Origin of the sequence: Corynebacterium sp. HMSC064E10, from assembly GCF_001812505.1 — a bacterium.
In the GTDB taxonomy this organism is placed as follows: Bacteria; Actinomycetota; Actinomycetes; order Mycobacteriales; family Mycobacteriaceae; genus Corynebacterium; species Corynebacterium amycolatum.
Genome location: NZ_KV809173.1, coordinates 580,075 through 598,527, shown reverse-complemented (window position 1 = coordinate 598,527; position 18,453 = coordinate 580,075). Strand labels below are relative to the sequence as shown.

Genomic DNA, 18,453 nt, shown 5'->3' with positions numbered 1-18,453 from the left:
TTTTTGGTTCATTTCTGACATAAACGCGGCCAGTAACTCGCATTGGCCCGAGGCCGCCAGCCATAAACGCAGTCAGTAACTCGCATTGGCGGGAGGCCGCCAGCCAGCCGGCCAACAGTAGAAAACTACTTCTTCACCAGCACAGTGGTTCCGGCTGCTAAGGGGAGCCGCATCACGTAAGCGTCGTCAAGCTGGAGCATGTATTCGTCGGCTTCGCGGGCAGCGACGGTGTCACGGTCAGTGCGTGACGAGTCAGCAACAGTGCCGTCGAGGAGCGCGCCGGTCAGGACGAGCGCGCCACCGGAGCGAAGCAGCGGCCAGGCCTTTTCCTGGGCGGCGCGGAGGATTGCCGGGGCGACGTCCAAGTAGACCAAGTCGTAGGAGTCGGCTGCCAGGCGATCCATGACCTCCAGTGGCTGCGAGGGCAGGAAGCGCTGTCGGTTGGGGCGGATGCCTGCGGCTCGGAAAGCGGACTTTGCCAGAGACTGGTGCTCGAGCTCAGGGTCGATGCAGGTGAGAACGCCGTCATCGCCGAGACCGGCGGCCAGGTGCAAACCGACTACGCCTGCTGCAGGCGATGCGATGACAGCGGCGGGGTGGCCGTCGCGGCGGGCACTGGTCAGGGCCATGAGCGAGGTCAAAGCGGCGCCGGTCATCGTATCGGGGACGGCAACTCCGTATTCGCTAGCGCTCTCTCGGGCGCTTTCAAGGGCCTCGGAGACTACGGTCGTGTTGTTGACGTGCTGTGCAATAGCGTCACGTGCGGATAGCGGGGTAGCAGAAGAACTCGTTTCGGACACGCTCTATAGCGTAGGAAAAAACTCCGTGCAGGGCAGCGGGGCGCGCCGGTCCGTGCCGGACTAGGCGGGTAAACAAGCCTCAAATTTGTCTGGACTCTCAAACTATTTTCAGGGTAAGGTCACTACAAACCTAAGGTTGGTAAGGAACACTGAACCTCATGCCCGAACGAGTCAAGTCCGAACGAGTCAGCGCAGGCGCCAGCCGCGAGGACGCCCCGTCCGCTGACGCAACTGAGCAACTGTCCGGCACCGCAGCTTTTGACGCAGGTGTGGGAGAGATGCCGTCGTGGTCGGAACTTGTCCAAGCCCACGCGGATAGTGTTTACGGGCTCGCATATCGGTTGACTGGTAACCAACAGGACGCGGAAGACCTGACGCAGGAGACATTCATGCGTGTGTTCCGCTCGCTGAAGTCATACCGTCCCGGCACTTTTGAAGGCTGGCTGCATCGGATTACAACTAACCTGTTTTTGGATATGGTCCGGCATCGGCAGGTGATCCGGATGGAGGCGTTGCCGGAGAACTACGACCGCGTCCCGGGCACGCTGAAGACGCCGGAGCAGGCCGTCGATGACGCGATGCTCGATCCGGATTTGGAAATCGCGCTGGCTGAGCTGCAGCCGGACTATCGCGCGGTGGTTGTCCTCTGTGATGTGGTGGGGCTGACCTACGAGGAAATTGCTAACACCCTTGGGCTCAAGATGGGCACCGTGCGTTCGCGCATTCACCGGGCACGTTCCAGCTTGCGGGCGACGTTGGAGCGTCTGGAGAGGCAGCGGCAGGAGCTGCCGGAGTCGGTCACCGCAGGCTAGTTTTCCCGCACTCAATCCGTGGGAGCGGCTATTGTGGGGCTAGTTAATAGGTGCGATTTCTGGAGGTGCTGCAGTCTGTGATTCAGCAGGGCGATGACAAGCGTTTTTTGTCAACGGAGCATCTCGGCACCGAGGCAATTGCCGCTTTTGTTGACGGCGAGTTGTCGGTCGTAGCTGAGCGACGTGCGCAGGCGCACCTGATGGCATGCCCGGAATGTCGCCGGGAGGTCGCGAAGCAGCGGCAGGCAGCCAAGCGTCTGCGTGATAGCGCGGCCTTGCACATTCCAGCTGAGCTGCGCGCTCGTATTGCTGATTTCGCAGGCAGCTGCGAGGACTCAGAGCCCCATAGGTCGGCGCGGCATCTCGCGCACCGTCCGCCGGAGTCGCTGAGCGCTGCGTTGGAGCAGATCGTTCGCGGTTTTCGTAAAGGTGGTAGTCACTAGTGGGCAAACATCGCGATTTCGATGATTCCGCGTTTGCCCCGGACGCCGATCGTGCCGCCGCAACTGGCGGGTTACAGCGTGCGCCAGGGCATAAGCTTGACGACGACACCAGCGCCACTACTAGAGAGTATTCGCCGTGGCAGGATTCGTCGTCACGCATGACGACGGGGCGTCCAGCCCGCAAACCCGAAGCGAAGAAGAAACCTCGCCCGAAGATGGCCCCCCGCGTCAGCGCGCGGGAAGTGATTTTTGGCCGTGAGGTGCCGTGGCGTGTGATTGCGGCGTCGTCGGCCGTGGTGCTGCTGATTGGCGGTGTTGGTGGCTTTGTCGGCGGTTGGGCTGGTAAGACTTTCCGCTCGGACTACCAGCGTGTGGAGTTGCAACAGGTCGAGGGGCGACCGGGCAACGGCGATTTGACCGAAATCGGCAAGGTGGCGGAGACTCTTCGTCCCGCGGTGGTGTCGATTGCGGTCAGTGCCGGTGAGGTTTCGGGCGTGGGCTCGGGGTTTGTCATTGATGGTGACGGTCATATTTTGACGAATAACCATGTCGTTTCGGCAGTGGCGGACCGGCAGGATATGCAGGTCTCGGTAACGTTTTGGGACGGTGGCAAGCTGAAAGAGGTGCCGGCCAAGATCATTGGCCGCGACCCGAAGACCGACCTCGCCGTAATTAAGGTCGAAGACGTTGCGGGGCTGACCGTGGCGCAGCTTGGTGATTCCAATGCGGTTGCGGTCGGTGACACGGTGATTGCGATGGGGTCGCCGCAGGGGCTGGGCGGAACGGTGACTTCGGGCATTGTCTCGGCGCTTAATCGGCCGGTGCGCCTGGCTGCTGAGGGGACTGATACGGATGGCTACGCCGATGCGATTCAGACCGATGCCTCCATCAACCCGGGTAACTCGGGTGGTCCACTGGTGGATATCCGCGGTGCCATTATTGGTATTAATACAGTGATTTTCAGTAGCTCGGGTGGCTCACAGGGGTTGGGCTTTGCGATCCCGATCAATTCAGCCGTTGCCATCGCTGAGCAGCTCATTGCCGGTGAGAAGCCGGTTCATCCGGGGATCGGCGTGACAGCGCGCACGGTTTCCAATGGCGCACTGACTGGTGCCGAGATTGCCAGCATCCTGCCGGGAGGTGTCGCTGATCGGGAAGGCCTGCAGGAAGGCGACGTGATTACGGCTGTGGGGGACCGCGCGGTATCGTCCGCAGATGAGCTCACGGTGGCGCTGTGGACTGTTGGCGCTGGTAATGAGGCGGTATTGAAGATCGTTCGCCACGGAGCCGAGCTGGAGGCGAAGATCACGCCGGAGTAGGGTGGCGCTGGTTTTGCTTGGACTTGCCTGGGGTTGGCTGGTTTCTGCGGATTTGGCGGATTTGGCCGCGCAATGCTGCATGCGAGGTGCACTGTAACTAAGGTGGTATAACGTGTTTTCTAATGTTGGCTGGGGCGAGATTCTCGTCCTCTTTATCCTCGGACTAATTCTCATCGGACCTGAGCGGTTGCCGAAGGTAATTGAGGACATCCGCGCATTGCTTCTGGCTGCGCGCACCGCAATCAATGACGCACGCGATAACCTCTCGGATGAGTTCGGTGAAGACTTCGACGATCTTCGCAAGCCGCTGCAGGAGCTCAACGATCTCCGTCGTCTCAACCCGAAGACCGCCATCACCAGGACGCTTTTCGACGGCGATGACACCTACCTGGACATGCTCTCCGGTAAGCCCGCAGCGGGTGGCGGCGGAACTGGTGCAACCGGAGCTGCAGGAGCCGGTGGATCCTCTGGAGTAGCTGGTGCGGCTGGAGCAACTGGTGCCGCAGGTCAGCAGTACCAGCAATCCAACAAGAGCCAGCCAGTGCAACCGGCTCCGTCGCAGCAGCCGGTCCCGCAGTCGGCTCAGCAGCCCGCCCAGCAGCCAGGAACGTGGCAGGATCCAGTTGCCCAGGCCCGCCAACAGCAGGCACAGCAAACACCACAGCAGCCCCGTGGGGTGCAGGCCTGGGTCGACGACGACAACCTATAGAGGTGGCAAACCGTTCCCGACCGCAAGTTACTGACCAGGGTTATGACACTTTGAGCACAAATTTTGCCACGAAACTGTCATAAACCTAGTCAGTAAGTGCACGCAGCCGCGTCGGTGGATACACCGCCCGCAAACCCCGGACCACCGACAACACTTACACCGCCGAAAACCCCCAAACCACATACGCCCCAGACACTGCAGCCACAATGAGCAAAGGCCCCCTTCCCGGCACTGAAAATACCGGGGAGGGGGCGTCGCTATGATCGTCGTAAAGCGAAGGACTACTTCGGCGTCACGCCCAAGCCTAGCGACTTGCCTGCGAGCGACTCGCGACGAACAACCAGCTTGTCGGCGATAGCGTTCAGGGCCTCGCCCGCGCCCGAATCCGGCTTGGATAGGACAATCGGGGTGCCCTTGTCGCCACCCTCGCGGAGTTCGGTGTCCAGTGGCACCTGGCCGAGCAGCTCGACCTTTCCTCCGGTGATCTGGGTAAGACGACGGGCAACGGTCTCGCCGCCGCCTGTGCCGAAGACTTCCATCTTGGAGCCGTCGGGCATTTCCATCCAGCTCATGTTCTCAATGACACCGGCGATCCGCTGGCGGGTCTGCAGCGAGATGGTGCCGGCACGCTCGGCAACTTCGGCGGCGGCCATCTGCGGGGTAGTAACAATCACTAGCTCAGCGTTCGGCACGAGCTGCGCCACGGAGATGGCGATGTCGCCGGTTCCCGGGGGCAGGTCGAAAAGCAGGACGTCCAAGTCGCCCCAGAACACGTCCGCGAGGAACTGCTGGATAGCGCGGTGCAGCATTGGCCCACGCCAGACAACCGGTGCGTTGTCGTCGACGAAGTGTCCGATAGAAATCAGCGACACGTCGTGTGCCTGCGGAGGCATAATCATGTCGTCGACCTGGTGCGGCTTTTCCTCGGAGCCCATCATGTGCGGGATGGAGTGGCCGTAGACATCGGCATCGAGCACACCGACAGATAGACCCTTCGCAGCCAGCGCGGCAGCGAGGTTCACGGTCACAGAGGACTTACCAACGCCACCCTTACCGGAGGCGACGGCGAACACGCGGGTGCGGGAGTCCGGCTGGGCGAATGGGATCACCGGCTCGGAGGCGGTGCCGCGGACGGCGTTGCGGAACTCGCGGCGCTGCTCGTCATTCATCACATCGGTGGTGACGGTGACGTTGCCAACGCCCTCGATACCGTTGAGCGCATCTTCGGTGCGCTCGATGATGGTGTTTTTCATGGGGCAACCGGCGATGGTGAGGTAAATCTCCACGGCCACGTCGTTGTTGTCCGCCACCGAGATGGACTTGACCATGCCAATCTCGGTAATCGGGCGACGTACCTCAGGATCTTCGACCTGCGCCAGGGCGGTGCGAACTTCAGCTTCAGTAATCGTAGACATTATGTAGTGAATCTTATCGTGAGACCCCGTAAGACAAAGAACTACTGACAAAATCAGCAGTTTTCCGCTTTACGACGGTCACAGCGCCCAACCCTTCCGACAAGCGCGGTGGCGGTGGAATGGGTGGTGGGCCAGACGGTGGAACAATTGGAAACTGTCAGGCGTTGTCCTTGATAGAACGCTTTTTAGCGATAGTTTTAGCAATATTTTCAGCAACTGAGTCACCAATTGCTGTGACAACAACTGCAAGGGAACGGTGAAAGTACCGATGGCAAATGGGGAAGCGAACAGCGGTTGGGGGAGCGGCCGGGAACAGAGCATGAAGTCCCGGTTGCCTCAGCGGCAGGTGCCCGAGGGGTGGCCGGGGGGTAGCTTCACCAACTACGCCGATGCCCAGGCTGCGGTTGATTCGCTCAGTGATCGCGATGAGTTCCCGGTTTCCGACCTCACCATCGTCGGCGTTGACCTGATGCAGGTGGAGCGCGTGGTAGGTCGGTTGACCTGGCCGAAAGTGCTCGGTGGTGGCGCGCTGTACGGCCTATGGATGGGCCTGTTCTTCGGCCTGATTCTGGGGCTTTTCCAGGAAGATTGGGTTAGCCCGTTGATTGTTGGCCTCGGGATGGGCGCCATCTTTGGCATCGTGCTGGCGGCAGTCCCATACGCCATGCAAAACGGCAAGCGGGATTTCTCCACCACCACGGAGATTGTTGCTCGTCGCTACGATGTTTTGTGCAATCCCCGCAATGCCGAGCGTGCTCGCGACCTGTTGGCGCAGCGGGCTCTCGGTGGGAACCGCGGGTAGGTTGTTGTACTCGTCGTAAAGCGTTGCCTGCCAGAAGCGGAAACTACAGCCACTTGTTGCGGCGCAGGAGCCACACCAAAAACGCCACAATGGCGAACATGATGGCGAGGACGATGAAGTACCCGTACTCCCAGTGCAGTTCGGGCATGCGGTCGAAGTTCATGCCGTAGATACCGGCCAGGGCGGTTGGCACGGCGAGAATAGCCGCGTATGCCGAGATAGTACGCATGTCCTGGTTCTGCTGCAGCTGGATCTTCACTGCGGCGGCGTCGATGAGGGAGGAGAGGCGTTCGTCGAGTCCGGCTACGAGGTCCGCCGCGGCGAGCTGGTGGTCGAGAACATCGGAAAGATAACGGCTGACGTCCTTCGGCATGATGTCTTCTCGCAGATTCATCAGGGAGCGCAGCGCCGGCGTCAGCGGATCGATTGCGTGGCGCATCTCCAGGATTTCTCGTTTGAGGATGTAAATGTCCTCAATATCCGACACCAAATTCGGCTCGAAGACGGCATCTTCCATAATCTCCACGCGATCTTCCAGCTGCAACGCAATGCGCAGGTACGCATCGACGAGGTTGTCCGTCAGCGCCCACAGCACGCCCGCGGGACCGTAGTCGATGGCGTCGGTGGTGTTTTCCACACGCGCGCTAATGCGCTGCATATCCGAGCTCGGCATGCCCATGCGAATGGTGATGACGTACTCCTGGCCGATAACAATCATCAGCTGGCCAGAACGAATGATCTCATTTTCGTCGTCCGCGAGACCTTCCGGGGAGTAGTGAATCGAGCGAATCACAAAAACCACGTGATCATCGTGGATTTCAATCTTGGGGCGCTGGCGGTTAGTCAGTGCATCCTCCACCGTCAGCTCATCCAGCCCGTAAAGCTCAGCGATGGCGTCCATCTGTGTCGCGTTGGGGCGCGACAATGACAGCCACGTGAAGCCCTCGCCAAAATTACGCACCTCGGACAGACCGGAGAAGTGGTCGTAGGTGCCCGGCAAACGCTTGCCGCCGATGTAGACGCCGCAATCGCGCAGGGCATCGCGCACCGCCTCCGACTGCGTTTCTCCCACGCTTGACGACGATCCGTTGGTGCGCGTCACCTTCGAGACAGCTGACATTGCTGCGGATTTAGCTGCATTCGTTGCCCGAGCAGTTTTGCCGGGTTTTGCTGTGGCCGACGGCGTTTGGCTTTTACTGACCGAGTTAGTTCGCGGATTGCGAGCCTTTGACGAAGCGCTGTTGTTGCGGCTTTTCTCATCGCCCATTCTGGGTGACCTCACAATCCGTTCGTAGGTTACGCTGGTGTCGATGATTAATTTTAGACGTGCGAACGCCGGGTTCCACTTTCGCATCCGCTCAATGGGGTGCAAGGGGAGCTCCAAGGCTACTGCGTGCACTTTTACCGCCCTGGCATTGGTCGCTGGGGCAGCGGGGTTCGGTCTTGCCGCATGTTCTGATTTAGATCCGCAGATGCCCGTTCCTCCCGAACAGGAGGCGGTAGTGACTGTCGGGGCAGACCTACGCAACCCCGAGCAGGCAGCTCTTGCGTACCTGTATGCGCAAAGCTTTGAGAGGATAGGGCGGCAAGCGGAGGTCATCGGCATTCGCGATGCTGATGACCGGTTGCGGGCCGTACGCAATGAAGCAGTCCTGGTCTCTTTCGGATGCACAGGTGAGCTGCTCGGCCTGAGCGATTCCGCGTCCGCGGCTTCGCTGGCTGAGGAGTACGCCGACGACTCCACCCCGCACAAGCAATTCAGCGGCGAGTGGCGAGATCGTGTTTACGACGCATTTTCGCGGTCGTTGCCGGGTGAAGTTATGGCCACCGACGCGGGCATGGCGCAGGGGTGCACGGATGTGCCAGCTGACAATGCTGGGGCTGACTTGCCGCAATGGCTTGTGCCTTTCTACGTCAAGCCAGCGTTGGACCGGAGCGATCGAGTCCGAGTGCTCAATGAGATTGCTGGTTCGCTGAGCACTGAGGACTTAAAGCTGATGACCCGGGCTGTGGCTGGTGGCGCCAGCCCTGAGTTGGTCGCTCAGGAGTGGCTGGATAAGGCGTAGCCGGGGCGGCGGGGCTAGTTGCGGCGGTATCTGACGCGTATCCGCTGTTGGCTGCTGCTGTGTTTGTCTATTCGCCCTTGAATGCCGGCTGCAAATGTGAAACTGTGCGAGTTTATGACATTTTCATGCCATTTTTCAGGTCATTTTGTCATAAACGCAGTCAGTAACTCGCATTGAGGACTAAGTAGTAAATGGTGCCGACCCGGTAACACGCCGACCGGACACGCATTCTGTCTATTAACCCTTATCTACTGTGCGTCTGACAATTGCTAGACAACGACTAAGGGGCTCCAACCGAGTGGTTGGAGCCCCTTAGCGTTTGATCACCAGTGAAGACCACCAGTGAAGACCGCCAGTGAAGACCACCTGGTGAAGCGGTGTTCTCAATCACGCGACTTCACCGCGGTCTCGCGAGACCTACTTAAGAGCCTCTTCCAGAAGAGCCTTCTCCTCAATCTGGTGGACCTTGGCCACACCAGTTGCGGTGGAGGACTGCGCACGGCGGGAAACGCGAGTCAGCTTCGGCATATCCGGCAGAGCCTCTGGGAGGTTCAGTGCCAGGAATGGCCATGGGCCCTGGTTAGCCGGCTCATCCTGGACCCAGCGGACTTCCTCAAGATCCGGGTAAGACTCGAAGAGGTCGCGGAGACGGTTGTGCGGCAACGGGTGCAGCATCTCCAGGCGAGCGATTGCGATGTCGTCGCGCTTGTCCTTCTTGCGCTTCTTCTCCAGCTCCCAGTAGATCTTGCCGGAGCAGAGCAGCAAGGTCTTGATGCCGGACTTGCCCTTAGACTCGAAGTTCGGGTCATCGATGACCGAGCGGAACTTGTTCGGGTTGGTGAAGTCCTCGACAGCGGACGCTGCCATCTTGTTGCGCAGCATCGACTTCGGAGAGAACACAACCAGCGGACGGTGCAGGTCGGACAGGACGTGGCGACGCAGCAGGTGGAAGTAGTTAGCCGGCTCGGACGGCTGAGCAACGGTGTAGGAACCCTCGGCTGCGAGCTGCAGGAAGCGCTCGATACGTGCCGAAGAGTGGTCCGGGCCCATGCCCTCGTAGCCGTGCGGAAGCAGCAGAATCAGCTTGGAGGTCTGACCCCACTTAGCCTCGCCCGAGGAAACGTACTGGTCAATAGTGGTCTGAGCGCCGTTGGCGAAGTCACCGAACTGTGCCTCCCAGAACACTGCTGCATCCGGGTTACCCAGGGTGTAGCCGTATTCGAAGCCCATGCCTGCGTACTCGGTCAGAGCCGAGTTGTAGATCATGAAGCGGCCACCGTTCTTGGACTTACCGTAGGCGTCGATCGGGTTGTATTCCGAACCGTCCTCGGAGTCAATCAGAACTGCATGGCGAGAGGTAAAGGTACCGCGGCGGACATCCTCACCTGCGAAGCGGACGTCGATGCCAGCACCGGTGAAGGAGCCGATTGCCAGCAGCTCGGCCATACCCCAGTCGATGCCACCTTCCTGAGTCATCTCCGCGCGCTTCTTAGCGACCGGCGCAACACGCGGGTGAATCTTGAAGCCCTCAGGGAGGTTGACGTAAGACTGACCAATCTCGACGATTTCAGCCTTCTCGATACCGGTCTTGAGGCCATGCGGCAGCGGCTGAGAACCGGCGATACCGGTCTGCTCGCCCGGCTTTGCGTCCTGAGCTGCGCGGACCTCGTTGAAGACAGCTTCCATCTGGTCGTGGAAGTCTCGGCGTACTGCTTCGTACTCTTCCTCGGAAATATCACCGCGACCGATGAGGTCCTCGGTGTACTGAGCGCGAACGCTTTCCTTCTCGTCGATGATCTTGTACATCATCGGCTGAGTCATGGACGGGTCATCGGCCTCGTTGTGGCCGCGCTTGCGGTAGCAGACCAGGTCGATGAAGACGTCCTTGCCATAGCGGTTACGGTACTCAACAGCCAGCTGGCCGACCCAGACGACAGCCTCCGGGTCGTCACCGTTGACGTGGAAGACCGGGCAGCCGTATGCCTTGGCAATGTCGGTTGCGTAGTAGGAGGAGCGACCGGAGTCCGGTGAAGTGGTGAAGCCAATCTGGTTGTTCACCACGATGTGGACGGTACCGCCGACCTTGTAACCACGCAGGGACATGAGGTTCAGGGTCTCCTGGACAATGCCCAGGCCGGCGAAGGAAGCGTCACCGTGCAGCAGCAGCGGCATGACGGAGTAGCCCTCTTCGCCCTTGTTGATCTTGTCCTGGCGTGCACGAGCAAGACCCTCAACGACCGGGTTGACGGCTTCGAGGTGGGACGGGTTCGCAGTCAGGGTGACGTCGATCTCGCCCTCGCCGAACATCTGGATGTGACGACCAGTAGTGCCCAGGTGGTACTTGACGTCACCAGAACCGCCGACCTGTGCCGGGTCGATGTTGCCCTCGAACTCGGTGAAGATCTGGCGCAGTGGCTTGCCGACGATGTTTGCGAGCACATTCAGTCGACCGCGGTGTGGCATACCGATGACGACCTCATCCAGGCCAGCACCAGCAGCGGTATCGATGGCGGAGTCCATCAGCGGAATCAGCGACTCTGCACCCTCAAGGGAGAAGCGCTTCTGCCCGACGTACTTGGTCTGCAGGAAGTTCTCGAATGCCTCAGCTGCGTTCAGTTTCTGCAGGATGTACTTCTGCTCAGCGTGGGACGGCTTCGGCTGGCCGCCCTCAAGGCGCTCTTCCAACCACTCGCGCTCTTCGCGGTCGAGAATGTGAGCGTACTCGGAACCGACCTTGAGGCAGTATGCGTTGCGCAGCCGAGAAAGCACCTCGCGCAGCGTCATCGTCTCCTTGCCGCCGAAACCACCGACGTTGAAGGTGCGGTCCAGATCCCACAGGGTCAGACCGTGCTCCTCGATATCGAGGTCAGCATGGTTCGGAGCGGAAGTATTCGGCTGGTCAGAACGCAGCGGGTCGATGTCAGCCAACAGGTGACCGCGGGAGCGGTAGGCCTCAATCAGACGCATAACGCGGGTGTTCTTGTCGATACCCGTGTTCGGCAGGTCCTGTGCCCAACGGATTGGGGTGTACGGGACGCGCATGGTCTGGAAGATGTGGTCCCAGAACTTGTCGTCGACGAGCAGGTTGCTCATCGTACGCAGGAACTCACCGGACTCTGCACCCTGGATGATGCGGTGGTCGTAAGTAGAGGTGATGGTCACCAGCTTGCCGATGCCCATCTCTGCCAGACGGTCAGCGGAAGCACCGGCGAACTCAGCCGGGTAATCCATGGAACCGACACCGATAATCGCGCCCTGGCCCTTGGTCAGGCGCGGGACGGAGTGGCGGGTACCGATGCCGCCCGGGTTGGTCAGGGAAATGGTGACACCCTGGAAGTCCTTGCCGGTCAGCTTGCCGTGGCGAGCACGAACGACGATGTCCTCGTAGGCGTCGACGAACTGCTTGAAGGTCAGGGTCTCACACTCACGGATAGCGGCAACTACGAGAGAACGAGAGCCATCCTTAGCTGGCATATCAATGGCCAGGCCGAGGTTAATGTGTTCCGGGGTAACCAGAACTGGCTTGCCGTCAACCACCTTGTAGTTGTTGTTCATGTCCGGGTGGAGCATGACAGCCTTCACCATGGCGTAACCAATGATGTGGGTGAAGGAAATCTTGCCGCCGCGGGCGCGTGCCAGATGATTGTTAACCAGAGTGCGGTTTTCAAACATCAGACGTGCCGGCATATCGCGAACCGACGTAGCAGTCGGCATCTCCAGGGAGACATCCATGTTCTTAGCGATAGCCCGTGCGACGCCCTTCAGAGGCTCCTCGCCGGATTCAACAGCCGAAACCTTGGCTGCTGCATCCATCGGGGACTTCTTCGGCTTCGGAGACGACGGCTTGTTCGGGGTCTTGGTTGGTTCGACCCCCTTGGACTCACGACGTCCGGTTGCCTTTGCTTCCTCCTTCGTGGCTGCTGCGGGCTTTGCCATGTTGGAAAGGTCCTCGCCCTTTTGGGACGGGGTGTGGGTTGCGAAGAATTCGCGCCATTCCTGACCCACAGACTGTGGATCCTTCTGGAATTGCTGGTACATCTCGTCGACCAGCCATTCGTTCTGGCCGAAGCTCATGTCGCTGCTCACGGCAGGTACTCGCCTCTTTTCGTCTTAGTTTTACTAACTCACGTTTATTCTAATGAGCGCAAGCGTCAAAGTGTCATTCAAGGATAACGAAAATTCTGAATTACTACACCGTCGCGCTCCCCATATGGTACTTGCTCCAGAGCTCTGCGTATTGGCCACCCGCCGCGAGAAGCTCGTCATGGGAGCCGTCCTCGACAATACGCCCGTGGTCAAGTACCAAAATCCGGTTGGCCCGAGCAGCCGTAGCCAGGCGGTGGGCCACAATAATTGCCGAGCGTTGACGCGACGCACGGTCAGTGGCTTCGAGGATTGCCGACTCTGTTGCAGGGTCGAGTGTCGCGGTGGCCTCGTCGAGAAGCAGCAGTTCAGGACGCATCATTTCGGCACGAGCGAGTGCGATGAGTTGACGCTGTCCGGAGGAGAGCCCTCGGCCATCTGGGCCGACGGGGTGGTGGAAGCCACCGGGCAGGCTGGCAATGGTGCTGAGAGCGCCGACATTCTTCGCGGCTTGCTGGATTTCAGCATGACTGCTGTCCGGCAGACCGTAGGAAATATTTGTTGCTACTGTCCCCGAAAATAGGTGTGATTCTTGGGGGACATAGCCGAGGGGGCGTCGCCAATCGTTAAGAGGGAAGTCGCGGATGTCAGTTTCAGAGGCTCGCACCACACCGTCAACTGGATCGTAAAAACGGGCAAACAACTTAATGATTGTTGATTTTCCGGCACCGGTGGACCCGACAATTGCGACTGTTTCTCCGGCAGGAATCTGCAAATCGAGAGCATCGAGGACCTGCGGGCGTTCGTGCTCAGAGTTGGCGGCGGGGTAGGAGAAAGTCACCTTGTCTAAGCGCAGGTCGCCAGCGGCTGCACGGGACGCGCCGTCAGTAGTGCCGTAATCTGGCATGGGGGCGGTCTGTAGGAGGTCACCAATGCGATTGAGACCGACCTTCGCCTGCTGGTAGCCGTCGAAAACATGGGACAGCTGCTGAATCGGGCCAAAGAGCATTCCCAGGTATAGCGTGAAGGCGACGAGTACGCCGGGCGTCGTAGTTCCCGCAGCAACCTGTTGGGCGCCGACAGCCAACACCGCAGCTGTTGCCAACTCAGAGACGAAGTTGATGCCGGGGAAGAATAAGGCCACGGCCAGCTGTGCTCGCTGACGAATTGCGCGATACTTATCGGATTCCTCGGCAAAGGAAGATTCGATATCGGCGACGCGGTGGTACATCTGAATCTCGCGAAGCCCACCAATGGTCTCCTGGAAATCAGCGTTGACCAAGGAAAGTTGCTCGCGTGCAGCCTTGTATAGGCGCGAGGAGATTCGGCGGAATACCAGGGTGGCCGCCACAATGATGGGAAGCGTCGCCAACGCCACCGCGGCGAGTGACACCTGTGTGGCAAGCAACAGCACTGAGACACCGAGCAGAGTGAACGTGGCAATCGCGCCCTCTGCCAATCCCGTTTGTAGGAACGACGACAGCGCGTCGATGTCGGTTGTCATCCTCGTCATGATGGCACCCGAGCGATTGGCCTCGAAGTAGTTAATGCCAAGCGACTGCAGGTGACGGTAGCAGCGCACACGCAGGGCATAGAGCAGCCGCTCACCAGTACGCGCAGTAATAACAGCATTTGTGGCTACGGCAATCCAGCTGATGAGGACTGTCGCCAAACCGCCTGCGGCGCAGGCCCACAACACGGCTTCATTGTGCTCACGGATGCCGTGGTCAATGGCGTAGCGCACGAGCATGGGGAACGCGAGATCGGCAACGGCAATGAGGGCGAGCAGCGCAATGACGCTTATAAATAGGCCGCGGACGTAGGAGAGCAGCCGGCGCAGAGAAAAAGGCTCGGAGTTGTCGAGTGCTCGAGCTGGTACACGCGGTTTTTCGCTAGCGGGTGGGAGGTTTCGCACACGCTCGAGAAGCTCTGGCGTCGCAGGAGCATTGGCGAGAGCCGCCCCCATGCCGCCACGCCCGCCGCCGCGGCCACCGGGACCACCAGGGCCACCGGGTCCACCTGGACCGCCTCCGGCTCGGCCAGCCCCGCGGGCCATTTGAGAAGTGGCGCCTCCGGGAAGCCGCGCAGAGGTGTCTGACGTGGAGTCGTCGGAGGTTGGTGCGGATTCGTCGGGCCAGAGTTCCTCGGGGCTGGGGTCCTCACTGTCGATGGGGTCGAGAACGAGGTTTTCGATTTCGGGGTAGGCACTCTGGTCGATGTCCATCAGCTCGGTGAAGCGCGGATGAGAAGTAATCAGTTCGGCCTTGGTTCCAATGCCGGTGAGGGCACCGTCTTCGAAAATGGCGATGTGGTCCGCCTGCTCGAGAGTGGAAGATCGATGCGCCACGATGACGATAGTCGTATCCGCCAGCTGTGAGGTCAGCGCGTTGAAGATTTCCAACTCAGTTGCAGCATCGATTGCTGAGGTTGCGTCATCGAGAACCAAAACTCGAGGAAGGGCGAGGAATGCCCGTGCTAATGCCACGCGTTGAGCTTGTCCGCCGGAGAGATTATGCCCGCGCTCGCCGATGGCTGTGTCCCACCCCTGAGGCAGGTCGTCGACGAAGTTGACCTGGGCGGCGGTCGCTGCGGCGATAATCTCTTCCTGGGACGCCGCGGGATTGGCGAATGCAATGTTCTCACGCAACGTGCCCGCAAATAAATAAGGAGTGTCCGGAACGACAGTAATAGCGTCATATACGTCGCTGGAGAGAGTGCGCGCGGTATCTGTGGATGTGCCGTGGCTGGGCGCATCGATAGTGATAGTTCCCGAATCCGGCAGATAGTGACGGCCGAGTAACTCCGTGGCGATAGTCTTTCCGGACCCCGGTGGGCCAATCAACGCTAAGGTCGCCCCTGGCGCGACGGAGAATGAGACATCGTCGATAAGCGTGCGTCCGCCACGGCTGTGGGTGACGTGGTTGAAGCTGATGCCAACGGGGCCGTCGGGGAGAGGAAGCGCGTCGGTGGGTTCGGGGTTGTCTGGTCGGGCGTCGATGACATCGGAAATGCGGTCGATGCTTGCCGACGTCAGCTGTATCGAGATGACCATGTTGGAGACCAGACGCGACAGGGCAGTCAGGCTGGTGAGATACGTGGCAAAAGCTACGAACGTGCCTAGGGTGATGTGTCCGTGAATCGCTAGCCAGCCACCGACCGCGATATTTCCGACGAGGGACAGTTGCGGCAACGACTGCAGCGCCGGTTGGAATCGAGCGCTGAGTTTTGCCGCTCGCAGGCGGAGGGAATAGAGCAGAGACGAGTTACGCTCCATCTTCACAACTTCGTTGTCACCCTGCGCAAACGCCTTGACAACACGGATGCCGGAAACGGTTTCCTCGACTTGTCCGGCAATCTCGCCTGCTTGCTGTTGGGCAGCCCAGGTTGCGGCATGGAGTTTGTCACGCGAATTCACTGCAATGTAGACAATCGCTGGCACCACGGCGAGGCCGACCAGTGTCAGGGGCAGCGAGAGGGCGAGCATGATGCCGATAGTGATGAATAGCTTGACGACGGACCCCAGCGTCAACGGCAGCATCGCCAGTAGTCCGGACACAGCCTGGAGGTCGGAAATTGACCGTGACACAACCTGGCCGGTGTTGACTCGGTCTTGTGCTGGACCATCGAGGTTTTGTAGGGAGCGAAGGATTTTTAGTCGCAGGTCGTGCTGAACATCAATGGAGAGTTTGCCGGAGAAGAATCTGCGCCCCACCTGGGCGATGAAGCGTACTAACGCGATGGCCAGAAATACGGAAATGACTGCCTGCAGGGGAGTTAGGGACGGCAGCAGGCGCGCGGGGACACCGCCATCGGACGAGCCCGTTGCTACATCAATGGCATCTCTAGTGAGAAGCGGAAGTACGGACTCCACCCCGACAACGATTAGCGCTGCAACAACGACACCATAGAGCGGTAGTGGCCTGTGAAGAGACTGTTTCCACAAGAACTTCATAGGAGAGGTTCTGCGGGGTTTGCTCTGGGCCATGGTGGGTACCGCTCTTCCATTGAAAAACGTCGCTGAAGGGTAATCGGAGTAAGAGGAACTACTTATTCTTCTTTTTCTTCGGCCACTTCAGCGCCGAGGGAATCGAGAACCTCGATGACTTTGAGTCCTTCTTCGAGTCTTCAGAGGTGTTGGATTTAGCCGGTAGCTTTCGTTCAAAGTCCGACCAATCCTGGGGAAGTGGGCCCAGAGATGCGCGAGTGGAGCTGATAAGAATGCCACCGAGCTTGCGGTTTGCGGAGGCCCCAACCACGGCGCCAATTCCAAATGGCAAAATCTTACCGATGATGGCCAGACGAGCGTTCTTCATCAAGCGCTTGCGTGCCTCGCGAATTAGCAGACGGTTTGCTGCACCCAGCTGCGGAACGCCAAGCCGTGGCAGTAGGGAATTCACGGAAGTTTTGGTCTGCTTCCGCAGCGATTCCTCGCCAAGCAGGGAGGCCATAATAGCTGTCCCTTCAGAACCGCTCATGGCCGCAAGAATCAGCGTGCGACGGCGTTGTGGATCGGTGATGTCAATATTGCGCAGGGTTGCTGAGGCCAGTGTGTACCAGGCGGATGCTTCCAGGAACAGCAGCGATTCACCGGTAACTGCAGCCAAGCCCGTAATCATGCCGACGCCGGGAAGAACCGCGCTGCCCCCAGCTGCACCACCGGTGCCGGTGACCAGGTTCAGGTAGTGGGAATCAATACGTTCCTGTACCTGCGCCGGAGTTTCATCTTTTTTGCGCTTGTGCAGGGAACTGACGTACCCGGTGATGGCAGATGACTGCCAGCTCATGGTCTTATCCAGGGTTTGGATAAGAAGGGTTCCCAGTTTTCCGGCATCACGTTCAATCGCTTCGGGGGTTGAGTTCACTGCATCAGTTACTGTGCGAGTTGAATCCTTCTTCGTCTTTTGGAACAAAGTAGTAGACCTCCTAAACGGGTCCGTTGAGAGCCATATGCCCATATAAACACTACTGAGCTGTGGGGAAATTCCGTAGTCGGTGGAAAAATAGACAGGTGTACGGCGATTAAAACAGTTGATAGAAGGACGAGACTGGTGAACGATGTCATGCGGGGTGCCGCATTGCCTCCCGAGTACTCCCAGCTTTTGGCGGACTTTCCTCGGTTTTCCGCAGATGTCATTCCTCACGACGGTGCTGCGGATTGGCACCTTTCAACCGAAGCTGTAGCTGCCGGAATTGAGGCCGGGAGAAAGCTGTTTCCCATGCCTGAGGTTGCGGGCGATACCCGTTTCCAAGCGCAGTTGTGGTGGTGGTCCATGTGCGGAGCATTGGTGGGGCCATCGCTGGCATGCGTGTTGGTTTCCGATCGAGTTCCAGTGTGGCAGTGGTCTTCTTGGTTCACATTTCTCCGAGATGACTATTGGGTTGGGTTCCAAGCTCAACAGTTTGAAAGCATTTCTGCTGAGGATGCGGATGAGCTGAAGGATTCCGGCGAAGCACTGGCCCATTTCTTGGAGCCGTTGGCTCAGGTTGTTGGAGAAGTCGGGGAAATCAAGCCTGCTCCTCTTTGGGCCGTGGCTGCCGATGCCGTAGCTAATGCCGCAATATCCGCCGGTAATGAGCTGATGGAGCCCTGGCGCGGAGCGCTTATTGGCAAACATGTCGTTGAGGGAATACAGCGAGTACATCGGGTTCCTCTTCCTCGTTTCATGGATTCCTGTGGAGGCGAGGTGCGCCCCTGGGACGAAGCCGCCGCGGAATCGGGAGAAGAACCGGACTTCGATGTAGTTACTCACCTGGAGAGAGCTACTTGCTGCATGATTTATCACAGCCCAGACGCCGATCTGTGTGTCTCGTGTCCGAAACGTTCGCGTGAGGAACGCCATCAACTCTGGGCACGCTACTGAGCGCTCTGTTTTCGAGAATCGACAGCTGGCGGCCTGTCCCTCAACCGGCCGCGTTGGCGGCTTTGATGTAGCACGCGCACTGCCGGCGTGATCTTTCGCAGCAATTGCCGGGGGCATGAGCCACCCCATGATTGCGCGTTTGT

General features: G+C 59.3%; 13 protein-coding genes. 7 read left to right on the top strand and 6 right to left on the bottom strand.

What is annotated here, in order from left to right:
* Positions 1–125: 125 nt before the first annotated feature.
* A complete protein-coding gene (locus tag HMPREF2860_RS04395) occupies positions 126–800 on the bottom strand; it encodes an O-methyltransferase (protein ID WP_038628360.1) in 675 nt (224 codons plus the stop codon).
* Between the two features lie 158 nt (positions 801–958).
* Here HMPREF2860_RS04395 and sigE point away from each other — a divergent pair, with 158 nt between their 5' ends.
* From sigE to tatB, 4 genes are all read left to right on the top strand, one after another.
* Entirely contained in the window at positions 959–1,612 is a 654-nt protein-coding gene (gene sigE / locus HMPREF2860_RS04390) for an RNA polymerase sigma factor SigE (RefSeq protein ID WP_038628362.1), read from the top strand.
* 50 nt (positions 1,613–1,662) lie between these two features.
* Complete coding sequence (locus tag HMPREF2860_RS04385; RefSeq protein WP_052155595.1) at positions 1,663–2,055, top strand: anti-sigma factor family protein; 393 nt, start codon at positions 1,663–1,665, stop codon at positions 2,053–2,055.
* Complete coding sequence (locus HMPREF2860_RS04380) at positions 2,055–3,374, top strand: S1C family serine protease (RefSeq protein ID WP_038628365.1); 1,320 nt, start codon at positions 2,055–2,057, stop codon at positions 3,372–3,374. The genes HMPREF2860_RS04385 and HMPREF2860_RS04380 overlap by 1 nt, the downstream gene beginning before the upstream one ends.
* A gap of 112 nt (positions 3,375–3,486) precedes the next feature.
* Positions 3,487–4,083 (top strand): Sec-independent protein translocase protein TatB, encoded by a 597-nt coding sequence (gene tatB / locus HMPREF2860_RS04375; RefSeq protein ID WP_038628367.1) that lies wholly within the window; start codon positions 3,487–3,489, stop codon positions 4,081–4,083.
* A 281-nt stretch (positions 4,084–4,364) separates the two neighbouring features.
* On the opposite strand, the gene HMPREF2860_RS04370 is transcribed toward tatB, so the two are convergent.
* Positions 4,365–5,498 (bottom strand): Mrp/NBP35 family ATP-binding protein, encoded by a 1,134-nt coding sequence (locus tag HMPREF2860_RS04370; protein WP_038628370.1) that lies wholly within the window; start codon positions 5,496–5,498, stop codon positions 4,365–4,367.
* A 319-nt stretch (positions 5,499–5,817) separates the two neighbouring features.
* On the opposite strand from HMPREF2860_RS04370, the gene HMPREF2860_RS04365 reads away from it, so the two are divergent.
* The gene (locus HMPREF2860_RS04365) at positions 5,818–6,300 is read left to right on the top strand and encodes a YflT domain-containing protein (RefSeq protein ID WP_070431931.1); all 483 of its coding nucleotides are present in this window, start codon (positions 5,818–5,820) and stop codon (positions 6,298–6,300) included.
* Between the two features lie 43 nt (positions 6,301–6,343).
* Here HMPREF2860_RS04365 and HMPREF2860_RS04360 read toward each other — a convergent pair whose 3' ends face one another.
* Complete coding sequence (locus HMPREF2860_RS04360; protein ID WP_224786570.1) at positions 6,344–7,420, bottom strand: magnesium and cobalt transport protein CorA; 1,077 nt, start codon at positions 7,418–7,420, stop codon at positions 6,344–6,346.
* Between the two features lie 190 nt (positions 7,421–7,610).
* On the opposite strand from HMPREF2860_RS04360, the gene HMPREF2860_RS04355 reads away from it, so the two are divergent.
* Positions 7,611–8,366 carry a type 2 periplasmic-binding domain-containing protein gene (locus HMPREF2860_RS04355; protein WP_038628378.1) on the top strand — a complete coding sequence of 252 codons (756 nt, stop codon included), beginning with the start codon at positions 7,611–7,613 and terminating at the stop codon, positions 8,364–8,366.
* A 417-nt stretch (positions 8,367–8,783) separates the two neighbouring features.
* On the opposite strand, the gene HMPREF2860_RS04350 is transcribed toward HMPREF2860_RS04355, so the two are convergent.
* The 3 genes from HMPREF2860_RS04350 to HMPREF2860_RS04340 form a co-directional block, all read right to left on the bottom strand.
* Entirely contained in the window at positions 8,784–12,452 is a 3,669-nt protein-coding gene (locus HMPREF2860_RS04350) for a multifunctional oxoglutarate decarboxylase/oxoglutarate dehydrogenase thiamine pyrophosphate-binding subunit/dihydrolipoyllysine-residue succinyltransferase subunit (protein ID WP_038628381.1), read from the bottom strand.
* 103 nt (positions 12,453–12,555) lie between these two features.
* Positions 12,556–16,401, bottom strand: coding sequence for an ABC transporter ATP-binding protein (locus tag HMPREF2860_RS04345; protein WP_235191242.1), 3,846 nt, complete (start codon positions 16,399–16,401; stop codon positions 12,556–12,558).
* A 91-nt stretch (positions 16,402–16,492) separates the two neighbouring features.
* Complete coding sequence (locus HMPREF2860_RS04340) at positions 16,493–17,311, bottom strand: hypothetical protein (RefSeq protein WP_224783718.1); 819 nt, start codon at positions 17,309–17,311, stop codon at positions 16,493–16,495.
* Between the two features lie 186 nt (positions 17,312–17,497).
* Here HMPREF2860_RS04340 and HMPREF2860_RS04335 point away from each other — a divergent pair, with 186 nt between their 5' ends.
* Entirely contained in the window at positions 17,498–18,310 is an 813-nt protein-coding gene (locus HMPREF2860_RS04335; RefSeq protein WP_038628390.1) for a (2Fe-2S)-binding protein, read from the top strand.
* Positions 18,311–18,453: the final 143 nt, after the last annotated feature.